General features: G+C 42.1%; 14 protein-coding genes. All 14 read right to left on the reverse strand.

Going from position 1 to position 15,858, the window contains the following annotated elements; all coding sequences use genetic code 11:
* Positions 1–30: 30 nt before the first annotated feature.
* A complete protein-coding gene (locus OMHG_RS03345) occupies positions 31–375 on the reverse strand; it encodes a DNA-directed RNA polymerase subunit beta (RefSeq protein ID WP_010648311.1) in 345 nt (114 codons plus the stop codon).
* A gap of 69 nt (positions 376–444) precedes the next feature.
* Positions 445–1,278, reverse strand: coding sequence for a flagellar hook-basal body protein (locus OMHG_RS03350; RefSeq protein WP_010648312.1), 834 nt, complete (start codon positions 1,276–1,278; stop codon positions 445–447).
* A gap of 165 nt (positions 1,279–1,443) precedes the next feature.
* Positions 1,444–2,253 carry a flagellar hook-basal body protein gene (locus tag OMHG_RS03355; protein WP_010648314.1) on the reverse strand — a complete coding sequence of 270 codons (810 nt, stop codon included), beginning with the start codon at positions 2,251–2,253 and terminating at the stop codon, positions 1,444–1,446.
* Between the two features lie 129 nt (positions 2,254–2,382).
* A complete protein-coding gene (mreB, locus tag OMHG_RS03360; protein ID WP_010648316.1) occupies positions 2,383–3,384 on the reverse strand; it encodes a rod shape-determining protein in 1,002 nt (333 codons plus the stop codon).
* A 778-nt stretch (positions 3,385–4,162) separates the two neighbouring features.
* On the reverse strand, positions 4,163–4,444 hold the full coding sequence (gene spoIIID / locus OMHG_RS19210; RefSeq protein ID WP_010648319.1) for a sporulation transcriptional regulator SpoIIID: 282 nt from the start codon (positions 4,442–4,444) through the stop codon (positions 4,163–4,165).
* 427 nt (positions 4,445–4,871) lie between these two features.
* The gene (locus OMHG_RS03370; RefSeq protein WP_010648322.1) at positions 4,872–5,885 is read right to left on the reverse strand and encodes an AimR family lysis-lysogeny pheromone receptor; all 1,014 of its coding nucleotides are present in this window, start codon (positions 5,883–5,885) and stop codon (positions 4,872–4,874) included.
* A 183-nt stretch (positions 5,886–6,068) separates the two neighbouring features.
* Entirely contained in the window at positions 6,069–6,986 is a 918-nt protein-coding gene (locus OMHG_RS03375; RefSeq protein WP_010648323.1) for a stage II sporulation protein SpoIIQ, read from the reverse strand.
* A gap of 187 nt (positions 6,987–7,173) precedes the next feature.
* Positions 7,174–8,325: a stage II sporulation protein D gene (spoIID, locus tag OMHG_RS03380; RefSeq protein ID WP_010648325.1), complete on the reverse strand. Its 1,152-nt coding sequence runs from the start codon at positions 8,323–8,325 to the stop codon at positions 7,174–7,176.
* 155 nt (positions 8,326–8,480) lie between these two features.
* Positions 8,481–9,494, reverse strand: coding sequence for an ABC transporter ATP-binding protein (locus OMHG_RS03385; protein WP_010648327.1), 1,014 nt, complete (start codon positions 9,492–9,494; stop codon positions 8,481–8,483).
* Between the two features lie 2 nt (positions 9,495–9,496).
* The gene (locus tag OMHG_RS03390) at positions 9,497–10,450 is read right to left on the reverse strand and encodes a C40 family peptidase (RefSeq protein WP_010648328.1); all 954 of its coding nucleotides are present in this window, start codon (positions 10,448–10,450) and stop codon (positions 9,497–9,499) included.
* A 480-nt stretch (positions 10,451–10,930) separates the two neighbouring features.
* Complete coding sequence (locus OMHG_RS03395; protein ID WP_010648329.1) at positions 10,931–12,025, reverse strand: mandelate racemase/muconate lactonizing enzyme family protein; 1,095 nt, start codon at positions 12,023–12,025, stop codon at positions 10,931–10,933.
* Positions 12,026–12,110: 85 nt separating this feature from the next.
* Entirely contained in the window at positions 12,111–13,028 is a 918-nt protein-coding gene (locus OMHG_RS03400) for a S66 peptidase family protein (protein WP_010648331.1), read from the reverse strand.
* 155 nt (positions 13,029–13,183) lie between these two features.
* Positions 13,184–14,839, reverse strand: a complete 1,656-nt coding sequence (locus OMHG_RS03405; protein ID WP_010648334.1) for a peptide ABC transporter substrate-binding protein — start codon at positions 14,837–14,839, stop codon at positions 13,184–13,186.
* 17 nt (positions 14,840–14,856) lie between these two features.
* On the reverse strand, positions 14,857–15,852 hold the full coding sequence (locus tag OMHG_RS03410; protein ID WP_010648336.1) for an ABC transporter ATP-binding protein: 996 nt from the start codon (positions 15,850–15,852) through the stop codon (positions 14,857–14,859).
* Positions 15,853–15,858: the final 6 nt, after the last annotated feature.

Consider the following 15,858-nt stretch of genomic DNA (forward strand, 5'->3'; position numbering starts at 1 on the left):
CTTTTTTACAGCTTTTCGTATTTGGGTTGATTATTCAACCTTTGTAACGATATCGATAATATGCTGCCACGTTTCTTTTTTTAGAGCATCTGTTGGAACACCGTCACCTATAACTCCATAGCCAATCATTAATCCAGCAACCAGGGCAGCGGCAGCAATAATTAAAACAATTATAATACGCAGCCAGATTGGAAAAATACGAAGTCTTGGTATTTTATTTTTCCTTTTTTCTTCATTCTGTTTTGTTTTTTGCTGCTTACGTGTCTGTTTGTCCTTTTTTTCTGCTTCTGCTTTGTTGGAAGACATGGAAGCTGCAGCATCCTTTTCTTCCTTCAAAGCTCTTCTTGATTGTTTTTCTGATTGGTTTGTAGCCATTTTGTTGCTCCCTTACAAGTAACTCTTCATAGAGATTATTCGAATTTTATTTCATCTATCATAACATGATTAGGATCTTAATTGATTTACGAGGCCCATCATTTGATCTCCCATGGAAATCGTTCTTGAATTAAACTGATACGAGCGCTGTGCAATTGTTAAGTCCGTCATTTGTTGAGCAATATCTACATTGGATTGCTCTAGTGTACCGCTTTCCAGAACTTTGGCATTTGGATTGGTCGCTTGAAGAATCTCAGCTTCATCAAACCCAAGCGTTTCAGTGTCAGGGAGGCGGAACATATTTTGACCGGTTGCTTCCAATAATCTAGGCCGAACTGCTTCCACAACAGAAAGCTGTGCTTCAACAGCTGTTTGTCCACCACGTGACACGGCAATCTCACCATTTTCACGAATATCGATGGCATCAAACCCTTCTGCAATGACAATCGGACCGTTTTGACCAAGGACAGGATTCCCATCACTTGTAGTCAGCATAAGGTCCTGATTATTGTTAACAGGACTGAGATAAAAGGAACCGTCTCTTGTATATCGTGTTTCTTCTTGGCCATTTTCGCTCACCAGGATTTCAAATAGATGATTATCCTCAAGTAAAGCGGCATCTAGCGTCCGTCCTGTTTCAACAAGCGAGCCGAGACTCAGATCAATATTTGTTGAGCCTAATCGTGCTCCTGATCCGACACGAATGCCGTCAGGAGTCAGGCGCCCGTCCGCATTCGCTGGATCATTTAAATTCGCTACCTGCTGAACAAGCAGAGAGGAGAAATCAGCTTGACGGGTTTTATATCCGGTTGTTTGGCTGTTCGCCATATTATTCCCGATCAAATCGAGTTTTTGCTGCAGCTGGTTCATGGTAACTGCTGCCTGCATCATCATCTGAGACATAAGTGTCCCTCCTTAAGTTAAGGTATTACTGTAAAACGAGGCAATTGGGGCAATTGTTCTGGACCTACGCAGCTTCCGTCTGATAAAGAATAAAACCTATCAACCCGATACCCTGTCAATGGTCAGCTACGTCCGCTGCCTTCCATCCAGCTGGTTCCGAATGGATTAGCCGATTCGTCCAATTTCAGAAACGGCTTTGCCAAGACTTTCATCATATGCTCTTAATACACGCTGATTTGTTTCAAACAAACGGTAAGAACTCATCATATCTGTCATTGTCTGCATTGTGTTCACATTTGATTGCTCCAAGGTCCCCTGTTGGATGGAAAAAGTCGTCCCAGCCGGTATAGCATCAGCCTCACCTGCAAAGATATCGTTCCCCTCTTTAGTCAGGTCATTTACATTTTCCATATAGGAGATTCCAAGCTGTGTTGCCTGATCCATTGTCTGCAGTGTTCCTTCAGGAGTTACCGTGAATTCCATTCCATCTGTTTGGATTGGATTACCCGCCTGATCAAGTACATAGTAACCCTGATTTGTAACAAGGAAACCTTCTCCATCAACCGTAAAATTCCCATTACGAGTGTATCTGACTTCTCCCGCTTCGTTTTGTACATTAAAAAATAAAAAGCCGGATTCATCTGGTATTGTGCCATTTATAATTGCCAGGTCTGTAGAGATATTGGTTTCTCTTACATCCCCTTGTTTAAAGTTCGGTACTGTTTCCTGAACATAGGCACCTGTGTTGATGGAGCCCACTGTATTCTGAACAGGGAGATTGAGTCCCCCCTGGGTTGTTGGAATGGTTTTTTCTGAACCCATTTCACTCAACAGCAGTTCCGGAAAGGCGCGTATTGTTGTCTGGTCGGCTTTATATCCTGGAGTATTCGCATTGGCAATATTATTGGAAAGTGCTTCCGTCTGGCGCTGCTGCGTAATCATTCCGCTTGCGGCTGTATAAAAACCTCTTAACAAGTCATTCTCCTCCTTTATCCGGTAAAACTTTTTCTAATAGTAGGTTTACATGATAATCAATCCGGGTATATCAATTATGAAAATGGTTTAACAAGTCCCAAAGCATCAGCTGGGGGACCTGTTATGTATTTAGCCTATTTTTCTGCGTTCGATTTTATCAATATTCTCGAGCATGATACCAGTTCCTTTTGCCACACAATCCATAGGATCTTCGGCAATAAATACAGGGACTTTCAGTTCTTCAGCCAAGAGCTGGTCGATACCGTGCAGCAAAGCGCCGCCGCCTGTTAGAATAACGCCTCGATCAATGATGTCAGCAGATAATTCTGGTGGTGTACGTTCGAGGACGGATTTAGCTGCCTGTACAATTAATGCAACAGATTCACTTAATGCGATCTCGATTTCGCCAGATTCAACTGTAATCGTTCTTGGAAGTCCAGTTACCATGTCACGTCCGCGGATATCCATTGTTTCTTTACGGGAATCTTTAAAGACAGTAGCGACATTAATCTTAATCTCTTCGGCTGTTCGTTCACCAATCAAAAGCTTGTACTTTTTCTTGATGTATTGAAGAATTTCAATATCAAATTTGTCTCCAGCCATCTTGATCGATTCGGAGGTCACAATGCCACCCATGGAAAGAACTGCGACATCTGTAGTCCCTCCACCGATGTCAACGACCATGTTTCCGCTCGGCTGATAGATTTCCATTCCAGCCCCAATTGCAGCCACTTTCGGTTCTTCTTCCAAATAAACCTTCTTGCCGCCGGATTTTTCTGCCGCTTCCTTAATTGCCTTTTGTTCGACCTTTGTAATATTAGTCGGACAGCAAATAAGCATTCTCGGCTTAGAAATAATCCCTTTTACATTAATTTTATTTATAAAATGCTTTAGCATAGCTTCTGTTACATCGAAGTCAGCGATAACTCCATCCTTTAACGGGCGGATTGCTTCAATATTTCCTGGTGTACGTCCAACCATACGGCGTGCTTCTTCTCCAACCTCAAGCACCTTGCCTGTGTTTCGGTCCATTGCGACGACTGATGGTTCATTTAATACAATTCCTTTACCTTTTACGTGAATCAAAACGTTGGCAGTTCCAAGGTCGATTCCAATATCTCTAGAAAACATGTATCTAGATCCTCCTAGCGTTACTATCTTGCACCGTCAATTTGACAAAATGCTACTATTATAATATTTTACCACAAATTACAACAATTAACTGCAGATTTGGAAAAAATTCGAAGTAAAATGGATGAATATTTTCTCCATTGACTGGAGAGAGGCAATCTATAACACGATTTTTGTCGGAATTCCTTGCTCTTGCAGTGTTTTAACTTAAGGTGACTTACCTGGGGAAGGACGAAAAAATACAGCAGGCACATCCAGTTATGCTGGATAATTATCCCTGCTGATTTTATCATATCGGTTTGTTTCATTGATTTTATGGATATTTTCTTTATCTGTGTGAATTCCTAATTCGCATTTCCTATCTTTTTATCCGAGGTCGACCTTTTTTCTCTCATTGTGCTTTTTCATTATTTTTGATAGGTTGCATATTCCTTGAACCAATCACTAGATATTCAATTATTAATCTGATTGATTGGAGCGCAGGGCAATCGACTCCAGCGGGAAAAGCAACAGCTGAAGATCCCGCAAGAAGCCGGTATTGCTTCTGAGGAAGCTGAAGCGGTGCCCGCGGAAAGCGACTGCCCGGAGCGGAAATCGGATGTCGCCGTTACGTCAGTTTCTATCATATGCACATATGCAAAAATCTGGAATTAACATTACTTACAAATTGGGCCTTCTTTCATAACTGAATCAAATGTTTTTTGATTTTCTTCGTTCAGTCAATCAAAATCGGTTTATTTATACTTGCATCACAAACTGATTATTTGGCATAAGCTTCTCAGCCTGCTGGTTTTTCCTGCGCTTCCTTTTGACCGTCGATTTTATATTTTTGCCTTGTCGCTTCGCCTCCCCTTAAATGACGGATTGCTTTATGGTATTCGAGAATTTCCTTCACCTGATTTGCCAGGTCTGGATTTATTTCTGGTAAGCGTTCTGTCAAATCCTTATGAACTGTGCTTTTGGAGACACCAAATTCTTTCGCTATCGTTCGGACCGTTTTTCTCGTCTCCACGACATGCCTTCCTATCCTGATCGTTCTCTCTTTGATGTAATCATGCACACCGTTCGCCTCCCTAAGTTGATTAATTCCGAGGTGCTGGTCGAGACTGGTGTTACTTTGTGTATAAGATTTTAGTGAACAGCGCTGCAAAGAAGAATATTGGGTATGTATCACCTGTTTAACAAATGACAAAAACGGCTGTGGGGTAAATATTCCATGTGGAGCATGCAGTATGAAGAAGCCTATAACGTTACACGAGCTCTCACCTCAGACAATTCGATTGCATGGTTTGTAACATCTTATTAGAGTAGATCATGCTTTATGATTAAATTTGTACAATTCATGGAGGGGACAAGATGTATTTTGATTTTCTTTATAGATTCCGTTGATTTAGGCAAAGTACAGGGGATTTTTGTACAAACAAAAAAGCCACTGTACTGTCACTTTAAATCATGACAATTACAGCAGCCTTTTTGCAGGAACCATTCTACATTTCCTTGAAAGCGTTTATCGGTAGTCTGCAGAAGAAATAATCACTTCTCTTCTCAATAAAATGATTATATGATTTTATCAATAGGGACTTGTCCTCTTTTGCCTTGCCTAAATAGTAAAGCTGAAAGGCATCTTTTTCCGGTAAATGGTCCAGTATTTCGATTACCTTTGCATGATTTCCCTTAGCAAGCTCTATATGGGCCTGCTCCCCTCTATCCTTTGTCGTAATGTTATCTACTTTTTTAAAATGTGCCGAAAGAAATGGAATATAAAAATTCTTTAGACTCTCTGTTAAATAATTCAATTTAACTTCTTTAGCAAGCTCAAACGATTTCTTTAAATGATACATTCCCTTTTCATATGTATCGAATGTGTAGGATATTCCCAGCAGAAGATGGATACCGGCATGGATAAGCGGACTATCAAGTGAGTTCAGCACTCGGTAAGCATATTTTCTTGCCATGATCAGTTCATTTCGCATCAAATGGTAGATGACATTTATTTTGTATACTCTGATCTTGAAATAACTCACCATGCTTCTATCCTCCATCAAAGCGAAATATTGCTGGTGTGTTACCATAATCTTGCCGATCCTATCATATTGGGGCATTTGATAATAGGCATTTTCGCGGATTAAGTCGATCAGGAATAATAATTCAGGCTCTTTTGTCGAATAGCGCTCTCTAAAATGCTGCAAAAGCTGAATTGTCTTGTGTGGACTTATCTCTCTTAGGGTCTGTCGAATCATTATATGGTAGATAGTTCCCCAAAGCCTGTTGGATGGGTCATCCGATTGCCGGTTCTTCTGAATCAATTGTTTCAGTTCTGGAAAATATCCATGCATATATAAGTATTCCATTCCTTTTTTCTGGATATCTTTTGAGGGGGAATCGAGACAGTTTTCTACCATCATATCCTGTGCGGCTTCTGGACCATATTCGGCACATAACATGTTGATCAAATCTGTGATTGTTCGATGTGAACAGGGTGGCATTTGTTTTATAATCATTTTTTATAAACCTCCTTTTCCTTCTGAAGGAAAATTCCCTCTATTTTAAAAACAATATTATCTTACCATAATTTTCTAGCAGAAAAATTAGTTATCGTTCGACAATTTATGCATGAAGGCGTATTCATTTTTTTCTGATTAAAGAAAAATACCCCGGTACCATTAAGGTATCGGGATATTTTATTACGCATTATCATTCTCAGTAGAATCGTCTGTTTCTTCCTCAGGATCTTCTTCTGTTTCATCTTCGCCAGATTCTGGGGACTCTTCTTCCGAATCATTTGTTGCATCTGATTCTTCGTTTGCTTCTGAATCTTCTTCTGTAGCATTGGTTTCTTCATTTGCTTCTGCATCTTCAGCGGCATCACTTTCTTCATTTACAGCTGAATCACCTTCAGCTTCCTCAGATACACTTTCAAGACTGCTTACCGGCTGATTGAAATAAGTTTCCGGGTTCATTTCTTTTCCGTCTTTTCTGATTTCAAAATGTACGTGTGTTCCATTGTCCTTACCAAAAAGGTTCTTGCCTGCTGTACCTACCTTGTCACCCTGCTTCAAATCGGATCCTGCAGTAACACTGACCTCATCCAGACTAGCATAATAGGTTTTCACTTCATCTGCATGTGATAGAATAACAACATTACCTAACAACGGATCCTCTTTCACTTCTTCCACTGTTCCACTAAGTGCTGCAACTACATCGAATACTTCTGCGTTTGCTGCTGCGATGTCAACCCCTGTGCTTTGATAGAATCTGTTATTGTAGAGTACCAAAGCATTCTCACGGTCTTCTTGTTCTGCGTTGTAGTCAAAAAATTTAGTTACGATTTCTGCTTCATCCAGATTAACTACCGGCATTTGTATTAATTCTTGCTGATCTAGTACCGTTTGCGCCTCATCATCATTCAGGACTGGGCTGTAATCGCCTGACTGTTCCTGATCGTCTGTAGCATCGGGGACTTGATTATCCATGTTTTGATACCACACCACAACCGATAGTAAAAGTGCTGCAATCGTCAAGTAGACAGCTGGGAAAAACCATTTCTTGCGGTAAATGCGGCTCCATTTATTTTTTGGCCCGCCTTTGAATTCTTCACTCATAATTAATCACCTCTGCAACCATTGTGAGCAGAAAAATCAAAATATATACATCTGGATAAAAAAATTTATTAAATTTATGGATTTTTTTATTCGTTTGGGGGAAGGTAAGGGGTTACCGGAGACAGAAATTCCCTGATGAAATGCCTTGATATGGCGGCAGTTTGCTAAAGGCAGCAGAAACCCCCGCCTACTTAGCGACGAGGGTTGGGGCTGTTTCATTGATTGTACTGATTTTTACATCCTTATAAAAGTAGTGAACGATTTCTTCATATGTTTTTCCTTCTTTAGCCATTCCATTGGCACCATACTGACTCATGCCTATCCCATGTCCAAAGCCTTCCGTTGTGAAAATCAAATGGCCGTTATTCTGTTTGATGGTGAAATCGCTGGATTTAAGATCAAGCTTTTCCCTGATATCTCTTCCTGTGAACGAATATTCTTCGATTCCAAGTTCACTGACGCGGCCGCTTTCTGTTCTTTCCAGTTCGATAAGCAGCGGGGCATCCTTCGGCAATTCAACTTCCAGTGCCGATTCAATTTGCGTGATTGTGAATGTCTGCTGTCCCAGAAATTTAGGGGACTCTTCATCCCACGGACTTTCAACACTCCTTAAATAGGATACTTCATTCTCCCAATAATCCTCGGAATTCTCGGTGTATCCATTACTTGTGGAAAAAAATGCTGCGGTAATCGGTGCATCATTATAGGTTAGTATCTGCCCTTTTGTGGCATTTACTGCTTCTTTTATCTTATTCATCTTTGCTGTATATTCACTGCCCCAATCCTTTTGCAGTTCCTGTTCGCTTTTATATACCTGATGCTGAACGGTATCCGTCAGATCGTACTTGGCAGCATTTTCTCCATGGAGCAAATGATTTACGGTAAACGTACGGGCTGCAAGTGCTTGTGCCTTTAGTGCCTCAAGTTCAAATTCGGCTGGCATTTCGGAAGCCACAACTCCTGCAACGTAAGTCTCGAGCGGAATATCTTCTACATTTTCAACGTTTGACCGCATGACGGCTACTGAAAATGGAGATGATCCAATCTCGACGGCAGCGTCCGTCTCTTTTTCCAATGAAGCAATTTCATTCTGCTTGTTCTCCCCAAAGAAGGCAACAATCATGGATGGGAATGCCAGAATAAATAGGAGCAAGACAGCTAGTATGATTGAGGTCGTCAATTTCCACGGGCGGTGTCTTCTTGGATTAAAGTACCTTGTCTTTCTGTTTTTTAAAGGTATAATCTTCCGGACCGGAGTAACCTGTTCATTTTTATAGGATAATTTTTTTGCTGGCTTTTCATTATTTGTTTCTTTAACGACGATTTCTTTTTCTTCCATGCTTTTGGCACTGCGTGGTGTCTTTTCACAGCTTTCCCCCTTTGCAATGTATGGATTGGTCCAGCTATTCTAGCTTCCCTACTAATCAATTTATACAGTGAGGAAGAAAAATAGACCTCCATTTTTCACAAAGTCTAAAGGGGGAGACTGCCCTATTATAGTGGCGCTATCTCCGGCTGATCTCTGAGCGGGGTTTTGTCTTTTAATGATTTATCATATAGATGACAGGCAACAAAATGCTTCTGTTCTACTTCCTGCCATACTGGCCTGACCTGAGAGCAGACCTCCATTGCCATAGGACAACGTGTGCGGAAAACACATCCGCTTGGTGGGTTGATCGGGCTTGGCAATTCCCCTTGTAAGATTATTCTTTCTCTCTTTTCCTCGATATCCGGGTCCGGAATGGGAATGGCCGAGAGCAGTGCCTGTGTATACGGATGTAGTGGTTTCTCATAGAGTTCACTGCTTTCCGTCAGCTCCACCAGATTCCCTAGATACATGACGCCGATTCGGTCCGAGAATTGCTTTACCATGGAAAGGTCATGTGCAATAAATAAAAATGTCAGTCCTTTATCTTCTTTCAATTGCTTCATCAGATTTACAACCTGTGCCTGGACAGATACGTCCAAAGCCGAAATCGGTTCATCCGCAATGATAAAATCCGGGTTCAGCGCCAATGCACGTGCAATCCCTATCCGCTGCCGCTGCCCGCCACTGAACTCATGCGGATAGCGGTTTGCATGGTCACGGTTCAGACCGACTTCCTTCAGCAGCTCATATACCCGATTCAGCAATTCTTTTTTAGTTTTATATAAGCCATGGATTTCCATTGGTTCTGATATAACTTCCCTGACGGTTGATCTTGGATTAAGTGATGCATATGGATCCTGGAAAATCATTTGCATTTTCTGATGGAATTCAAATTGTTCCTTTTTCTTCAGCTCATGGACATTTTCATTATCAAAAATGACCTCTCCGTCCGTTTTATGATAAAGCCCCATAATCGTCCGCCCAATCGTTGACTTGCCGCATCCTGATTCGCCAACCAGACCAAACGTCTCGCCCCTATTCACATGGAAGCTTACATCATTGACCGCTTGAAGCGTACTGTCTTTCCCCATATTGAAGTATTTTTTCAGGCCCTTTACTTCCAGTATTTTATCTTCCATCACTAATTCTCCTTTGCTTCTTGCCAGTATCGTCTTGCTGCACAAAGTTCCTTTTCATATTTTGTTCCTGCAAGTCTTGTAATTTCTATCCCCTTCCCCGTTTGCGGAGAATGGAGCATTTTCCCATTGCCATAATATATTCCAACGTGATGAAGCCTTCCCCGGCCTTCTTCATAAGCGAAAAAAAGCAAATCTCCGGGTTCAAGCTGATTGAATTCCACTTCTTTTCCTGAAGCAGCCTGGTCTCCGGCATCACGGGCAATCTGATAGCCATTCGCTTTATGTGCTGCATAGGCAAGTCCCGAGCAATCGTAGCCAAATGAACTCATTCCACCCCAAAAGTAATCAAGACTCAGATAGGCTTCACCTGCTTTTACAATATCCATTCCACTTCCATTTTTCATTCCCTCTTCTGCAGAGAAAATATATACATCCTCTGCTGGCAGAAAATGGTCGCCATGTGGTGTACCCACTTTAATGCGGGAAGTGCCGGTTTCTTTAACAGGCAAGATGCTCAAATAGCTAATCTTCATCAATTTTTCACTGCCTGCTGTTTCGAGCCATGTCTTGTCTTTTATGACAGCAGCATATTCAGATGCAATCCACTCCTCTTTCGGCAGTTTCTTCAGTTGCTGGATAGGTACCCATCCCGGATAGCCACGTACATCTTTACTCGAGGGCTGTGAAGGTATCACCACATGTGCCCAGTCTTCTTTTACTTCTGTAACAAGGACTGGCTCCCCATATAAAATTTGTGTCTGCACCCTATTTTCATTACATAATGCTAGACTTGCTGCATAGTCCAGATGAGCGATCCAACTATCAATATCGGTTGGATTTGCGGTGCCATCTTTGTCTATCTTTCTGGCAGAGGAAGGTTCCGTCCAAACAGTCGCTACCTGTACCGCGGTTATCCATAGATCTTCCGGAAATTGATCAAACGTTTGATTAATCATTTTCTTTCCCCTTTCTCGCTTGGAGTGTTGTTTAGGAGTTTTCATTTTTTCCTGTCTCTTGCCTTTGGTGGTTCTCACTGATCAGAGGTCTTTCAATCTTATCTATTTCTTCCAAAGGATATAAAGGCCAAAGGTTTAATCCATATCGAGATTTTTTGCGAATACTGGAATATTGGTGACATTACTGCACTTTTCGGGAATTGATCAAACGTTTGTTTTATTTTTTCTTTCTCCCTTTGGAATGGATGCATGATGCAGATTTTTTTATTTCCAGAAAGACGGGAAAATGTTGACAGACAGCCTTTTTAGGTATTGATCAAACGTTTGTTTTATTTTATTGGAAGGCTGACAAGCTTTGTCTGGGATTTCTTTCATTTCGGCAATACTGTACCCTTTTAAAGGACGAACAGTATTGCTCAGACCAATTGTGAATTCCTATTTTTCAGCACTGTCCACCATTTTCCTTATTTTATTATTTACCTATCCTTCCAGGAAGGAAGTGTTTACTGACTTAACACCCAATCCTGGTTCATTGCCTAATTCAATATTGCTCCCTTTATATACAATGCCGCCAGTCGCCAAATCGCCAGTCAGCATTAATGGTGCATCAAAATCATAGCGGGTGATGTTCGGTTGACTGGCTGCAAAGTGTGCTGCAGCAGTGATACCAATCTTTGTTTCGATCATACTTCCAACCATGCACTCTATTCCATAATTGTGGGCAAGCTTTGCTATTTTCATAGCTTGGTGAATGCCTCCTGCTTTCATTAATTTAATATTGATCATATCTGCTGCACGCATTTCCAATATTCGCCTTGCATCGATTGGCGAGAATACACTTTCGTCGGCCATGATTGGTGTATCAGTATGATCGGTGACATACTTCAGACCATCAAAGTCATGTGCTTTTACCGGTTGTTCAATTAACTCGATATCAAGTCCCAAGTCCTCCATTTGGCGAATTGCCCTGACAGCTTCCTTTGCCTTCCAGCCTTGGTTGGCATCCAATCGAATTAATACGTCAGTTCCGATTTCTTTCCTGATCGCCTGAATCCGCTTTACGTCTTCTGCAATTTCATCCTTACCAACTTTAATTTTCAATACATGGAAGCCATCATTGACATATCTCCTTGCATCAGCTGCCATTTCTTCCGCTCTATTGACACTCACCGTATAATCGGTCTCAAGTCTTTCATGATCCCCCCCGAGAAACTGGTAAAGCGGCATCTTTGCAAGCTTTGCTATACAATCATGCAGGGCAATATCGATTGCCGCCTTTGCACTGGTATTGTGGACCATGCTTGCTTCTATCTTTTCGAATAGAGCCTCCCGCCTGTAGAGAGATTCACCAACGAGCAGCGGCTTAAATATAGAGTTAATCGCGTACTCAATCCCGGAAAGGCTGTCTCCTGTGATTACATGTGTTGGTGGTGCTTCTCCCCAGCCGACTGTACCGTCATCACAGGTTACTTTCACAATTAAGGTTTCTGCGATTGTTACCGTTCTTAAAGCTGTTTTGAAGGGTGTATGTAACGGAATTGCTCCCCGAAAGGTTTCAATTGAGGCTATTTTCAAGCTGCTTACCTCCTGCCTATTTTGTAATCCATCGCTTGCCATTAAATAGTAATTAGATTCGTAATTACGAAGTAGGAATCTGCGTCTATTTCACGCCTGGCCCTATTAGCAATGTTTTTCGGATTGTTGAAAGTTCTCCAGTCGTTCCGAGCGGGATGGCGAAATGTGGAAGGCAGTGCCCTATTTTAAACCCTCCCATTACAGGACCATGGAAATCTGAAAAGTAATCTTCAAACACTTGCTGTAATGTTGATGTAGGCTCTGCTTGTGAGTGCGAATCTGCAAAATCGCCAATCACTATTCCCGCTGCAGCTGAGATTTTCCCAGCTAGTCTTAGTTGGTTTAACATACTATCGACTCGATATGATTCTTCTCCAACGTCTTCCAAGAGAAGAATTTTATCTTTCGTATCAATCTCATAGGCCGTGCCAAGCGTGCTAATCATTAATGATAGATTCCCGCCAACCAATTGGCCTTGCACATTCCCTTGGGTATATACCTCCAGAGGTGCAATCTTCTCAGAATAACTCAGTTCAGTTGGTTCAAATAGCTGATGAAACATATGAGCGGAAAATTTATCAAAGTCGTTCTTTCCTATATCAGAAGCAAGCATCGGTCCATGAAATGTAATTAAATCTGCCTGCTGCCGTATTGCTGTGTGTAAAAAGGTAATATCACTGTAACCCCAAATGATTTTGGGATTTTCTTTAATTAAATGGTAATTAATTTTATCGGCGATCCGTGCCGATCCATATCCACCACTGGCAAAAAAGATGCCTTTAACTTTTCTATCGGCAATCATGTCATGAAAATCTTCCAATCGTTCTTCATCCGTACCTGCCAAATATCCGCGAACCGACTCGATGTTCCTGCCCAGCTTCACACGCAGGCCCATTTCCTCAAAAAACGGAATGGCCTTGTTCAGATTTTCTATATTAGGTGGACCTGCCGGGGCAACAACCCCTATCGTATCCCCTTTTTTCAATCGAGCTGGATGTATCATCTGCAACCCTGCTTCCCAATAATTATGTAGGATATAGACTAAATCATATGTAGATAAAAAGGGAGTGGCCCACATACATATTGTAAATGAGCCATACCCAAATTCATTCTGTTATTTTAATAACCCCTGCTCGCCCCTAAGCGACCGAACTCGCTTTAGTTCTTATCCGCGTATTTTAGGTCGAAGTAGCCTACTGGGTGGCGGAGGATGCCTTCTACCCCATCCGCTTCGAGAACTACTGTGTTGTAGTAGCGGATTGGCATTGCCGGCATTTCTTCAGCCAATAATTTTTCAGCTTCGTATAGATATTCATAACGTTTTTCATCATCTGTTTCTGATTTTCCCTTGGCAATCAGATCATCATATTCTGCATTGGACCAGCCAGTACGGTTCATATAGGAATCTGTGATAAAGCTTTCCAAGAAGTTTACTGGATCACTGTAATCATTGATAAATGAGCTGCGGGAGAATTGCAGTTCCAGATTTTGCTGAGCTTCAGCAAATACATTCCATTCTTGGTTTTCCAGAGTTACATCAACACCAAGGTTCTCGCTTAACATGCTCTGGATTGTTTCAGCAACAGCTTTATTGGTATCACTTGTGTTATAGGATAATACAACCGGCGGAAGCTCATCATACCCTTCCTCTGCCATACCTTCTTCAAGCAGCTGCTTTGCTGATTCTGCGTCATATGGCACAAGTTCTCCGTTTACCTCACGGAAGTCCTCACCAGTTGGCGTAGTGAATCCAGGAGATACGAATCCATATGCTGGTTCAACACCATTTTTCACAACATAGTCTGCGATATCCTGTTTGTTGACGGCATAAGCGAATGCCTGTCTGATTTTCTTATTTTGGAAAGGTTCCATAGTTGTATTGAAGCGGAAAAATTCCAAACCGCCATAATCGCCAATATATACATTGTCACCATCAATTAAATCATCCGATAATTCTGGAGGAATACTTGCTGTATCAAGGTCACCTGTTTCAAACATTTGGTATTGTGTATTTGTATCGTTTACCATAGCCCAGTGGACCTTATCCAGCTTCACTGTATCCGCATCCCAATACTCTGGGTTTTTAGCAAATACCATTTCCTGTTCATGCTCCCATGATTCAAGCGTGAATGGACCATTCGATACAAAGCTTTCTGCTTCAGCAAACCATTCTGGATTTTCTTCTGCCACGGCATGGTTAACTGGGAAAAATGCAGGATTTGTCAAAACATCCAAGAAGAATCCAGTTGGTGCCTCCAGTACTACTTCCAACGTCTTCTCGTCAATCGCTGATACACCTACATCGTCTGCAGAGCCTTCCCCTAAGTTGAAGGCTTCTCCACCTTTTATAAAGTAACCGAGGAATGCCGCTGCGGAAGCTGTCTCTGGATCAAGCATATATTTCCATGCATAGACAAAATCCTCTGCTACAACTGGGTCACCATTGGACCAGTTTGCATCCTCGCGAATATGGAATGTATAGGTTAATCCATCTTCCGAGATATCCCAGTCCTCCGCTGCTCCAGGTCCTGCAACTGATTCCTGATCAAGACGTGTCAAACCTTCCATCAGGTTGTTTAATGGATCCCAGGAAACTGCGTCGAAGCCAATGGATGGATCAAGTGAAGTGGGCTCCACACCATTGTTCAAGCGAAGCACCTTTTCACCACCTTCTTCGGCTCCTTCTGTTTCTTCTGCTCCCTCTGATTCAGCACCTTCTGCCGGCTCTTCTTGGCCTGCATCTTCATTTGCGGTACAGGCTGCAAGGAAACCTACCGTTAGTAGTGCGAGTAATAATAGCAGTAATTTCTTCATTGCTTTTCCCCCTTTTTTTATTTAACAGCTATCAATTGTTTAGCCCGATCATCCTGAAGCCAGCAATTCACTCGGTGTGAACCTGTCAGCTCCGTCTTTGCGGGATAAACTTTATCACACACCTCCATCACATATGGACATCTGGCAGCAAATGGGCATGCGTCCGGAGGTGAGAATAAATCTGGTGGAGTTCCGTCAATCGGAGTCAAACGTTCTTCAGCCAAATCCAATCTTGGTACTGAATTCAGCAAACCTTGTGTGTATGGATGCTGAGGGTTATAAAATATCTCACGTTTTGTCCCTGTTTCGATAATTTTCCCGGCGTACATGACAGCAATGCGGTCAGCAATTTTTGCAACGACCCCCAAATCATGGGTTATCAGAATGATAGAAACCCCTGTGGTACCCTGAATTTTTTCAAATAGCTCGAGTATCTGTGCCTGAATGGTTACATCCAAGGCGGTTGTCGGTTCATCAGCGATCAATAAATCCGGTTCACAAATCAATGCGATGGCAATCACGATACGCTGACGCATACCTCCGCTGAACTGATGCGGATATTGCTTCAGCCTTTCTTCAGGATTTGGGATTCCTACCAGATCCATCATCTCGATGGCTTTCTTTCTCGCCTCTTTACCAGACACATTCCGATGTTCCTGAAGGCCCTCCATCAGCTGTGTGCCAATGGTTAGCGTAGGATTCAGCGCAGTCATTGGATCTTGAAAGATCATCGATATATCGACACCGCGAATGGAACGCATCTTCTTCTCCGAAAATGCAGCTAGGTTTTCCCCTTTAAAAAGAATTGTTCCGTTTGTGATCTTGCCGGGCGGATCTGGAATCAATCTCATGATTGCATTGGAGGTTACACTTTTCCCACAGCCGGACTCTCCTACGATTGCCAGCGTTTCCCCTTCATTCAGATGAAAATCGACACCCCGGACAGCCTTTACGGTTCCGCCATATGTCGTAAACGTAACGTGGAGATTTTCCACTTCCAGAATTTTTTCCATGTTGTC

The sequence above is a fragment of the Oceanobacillus massiliensis str. N'diop genome (assembly GCF_000285495.1).
GTDB classification, from domain to species: domain Bacteria; phylum Bacillota; class Bacilli; order Bacillales; family Amphibacillaceae; genus Oceanobacillus; species Oceanobacillus massiliensis.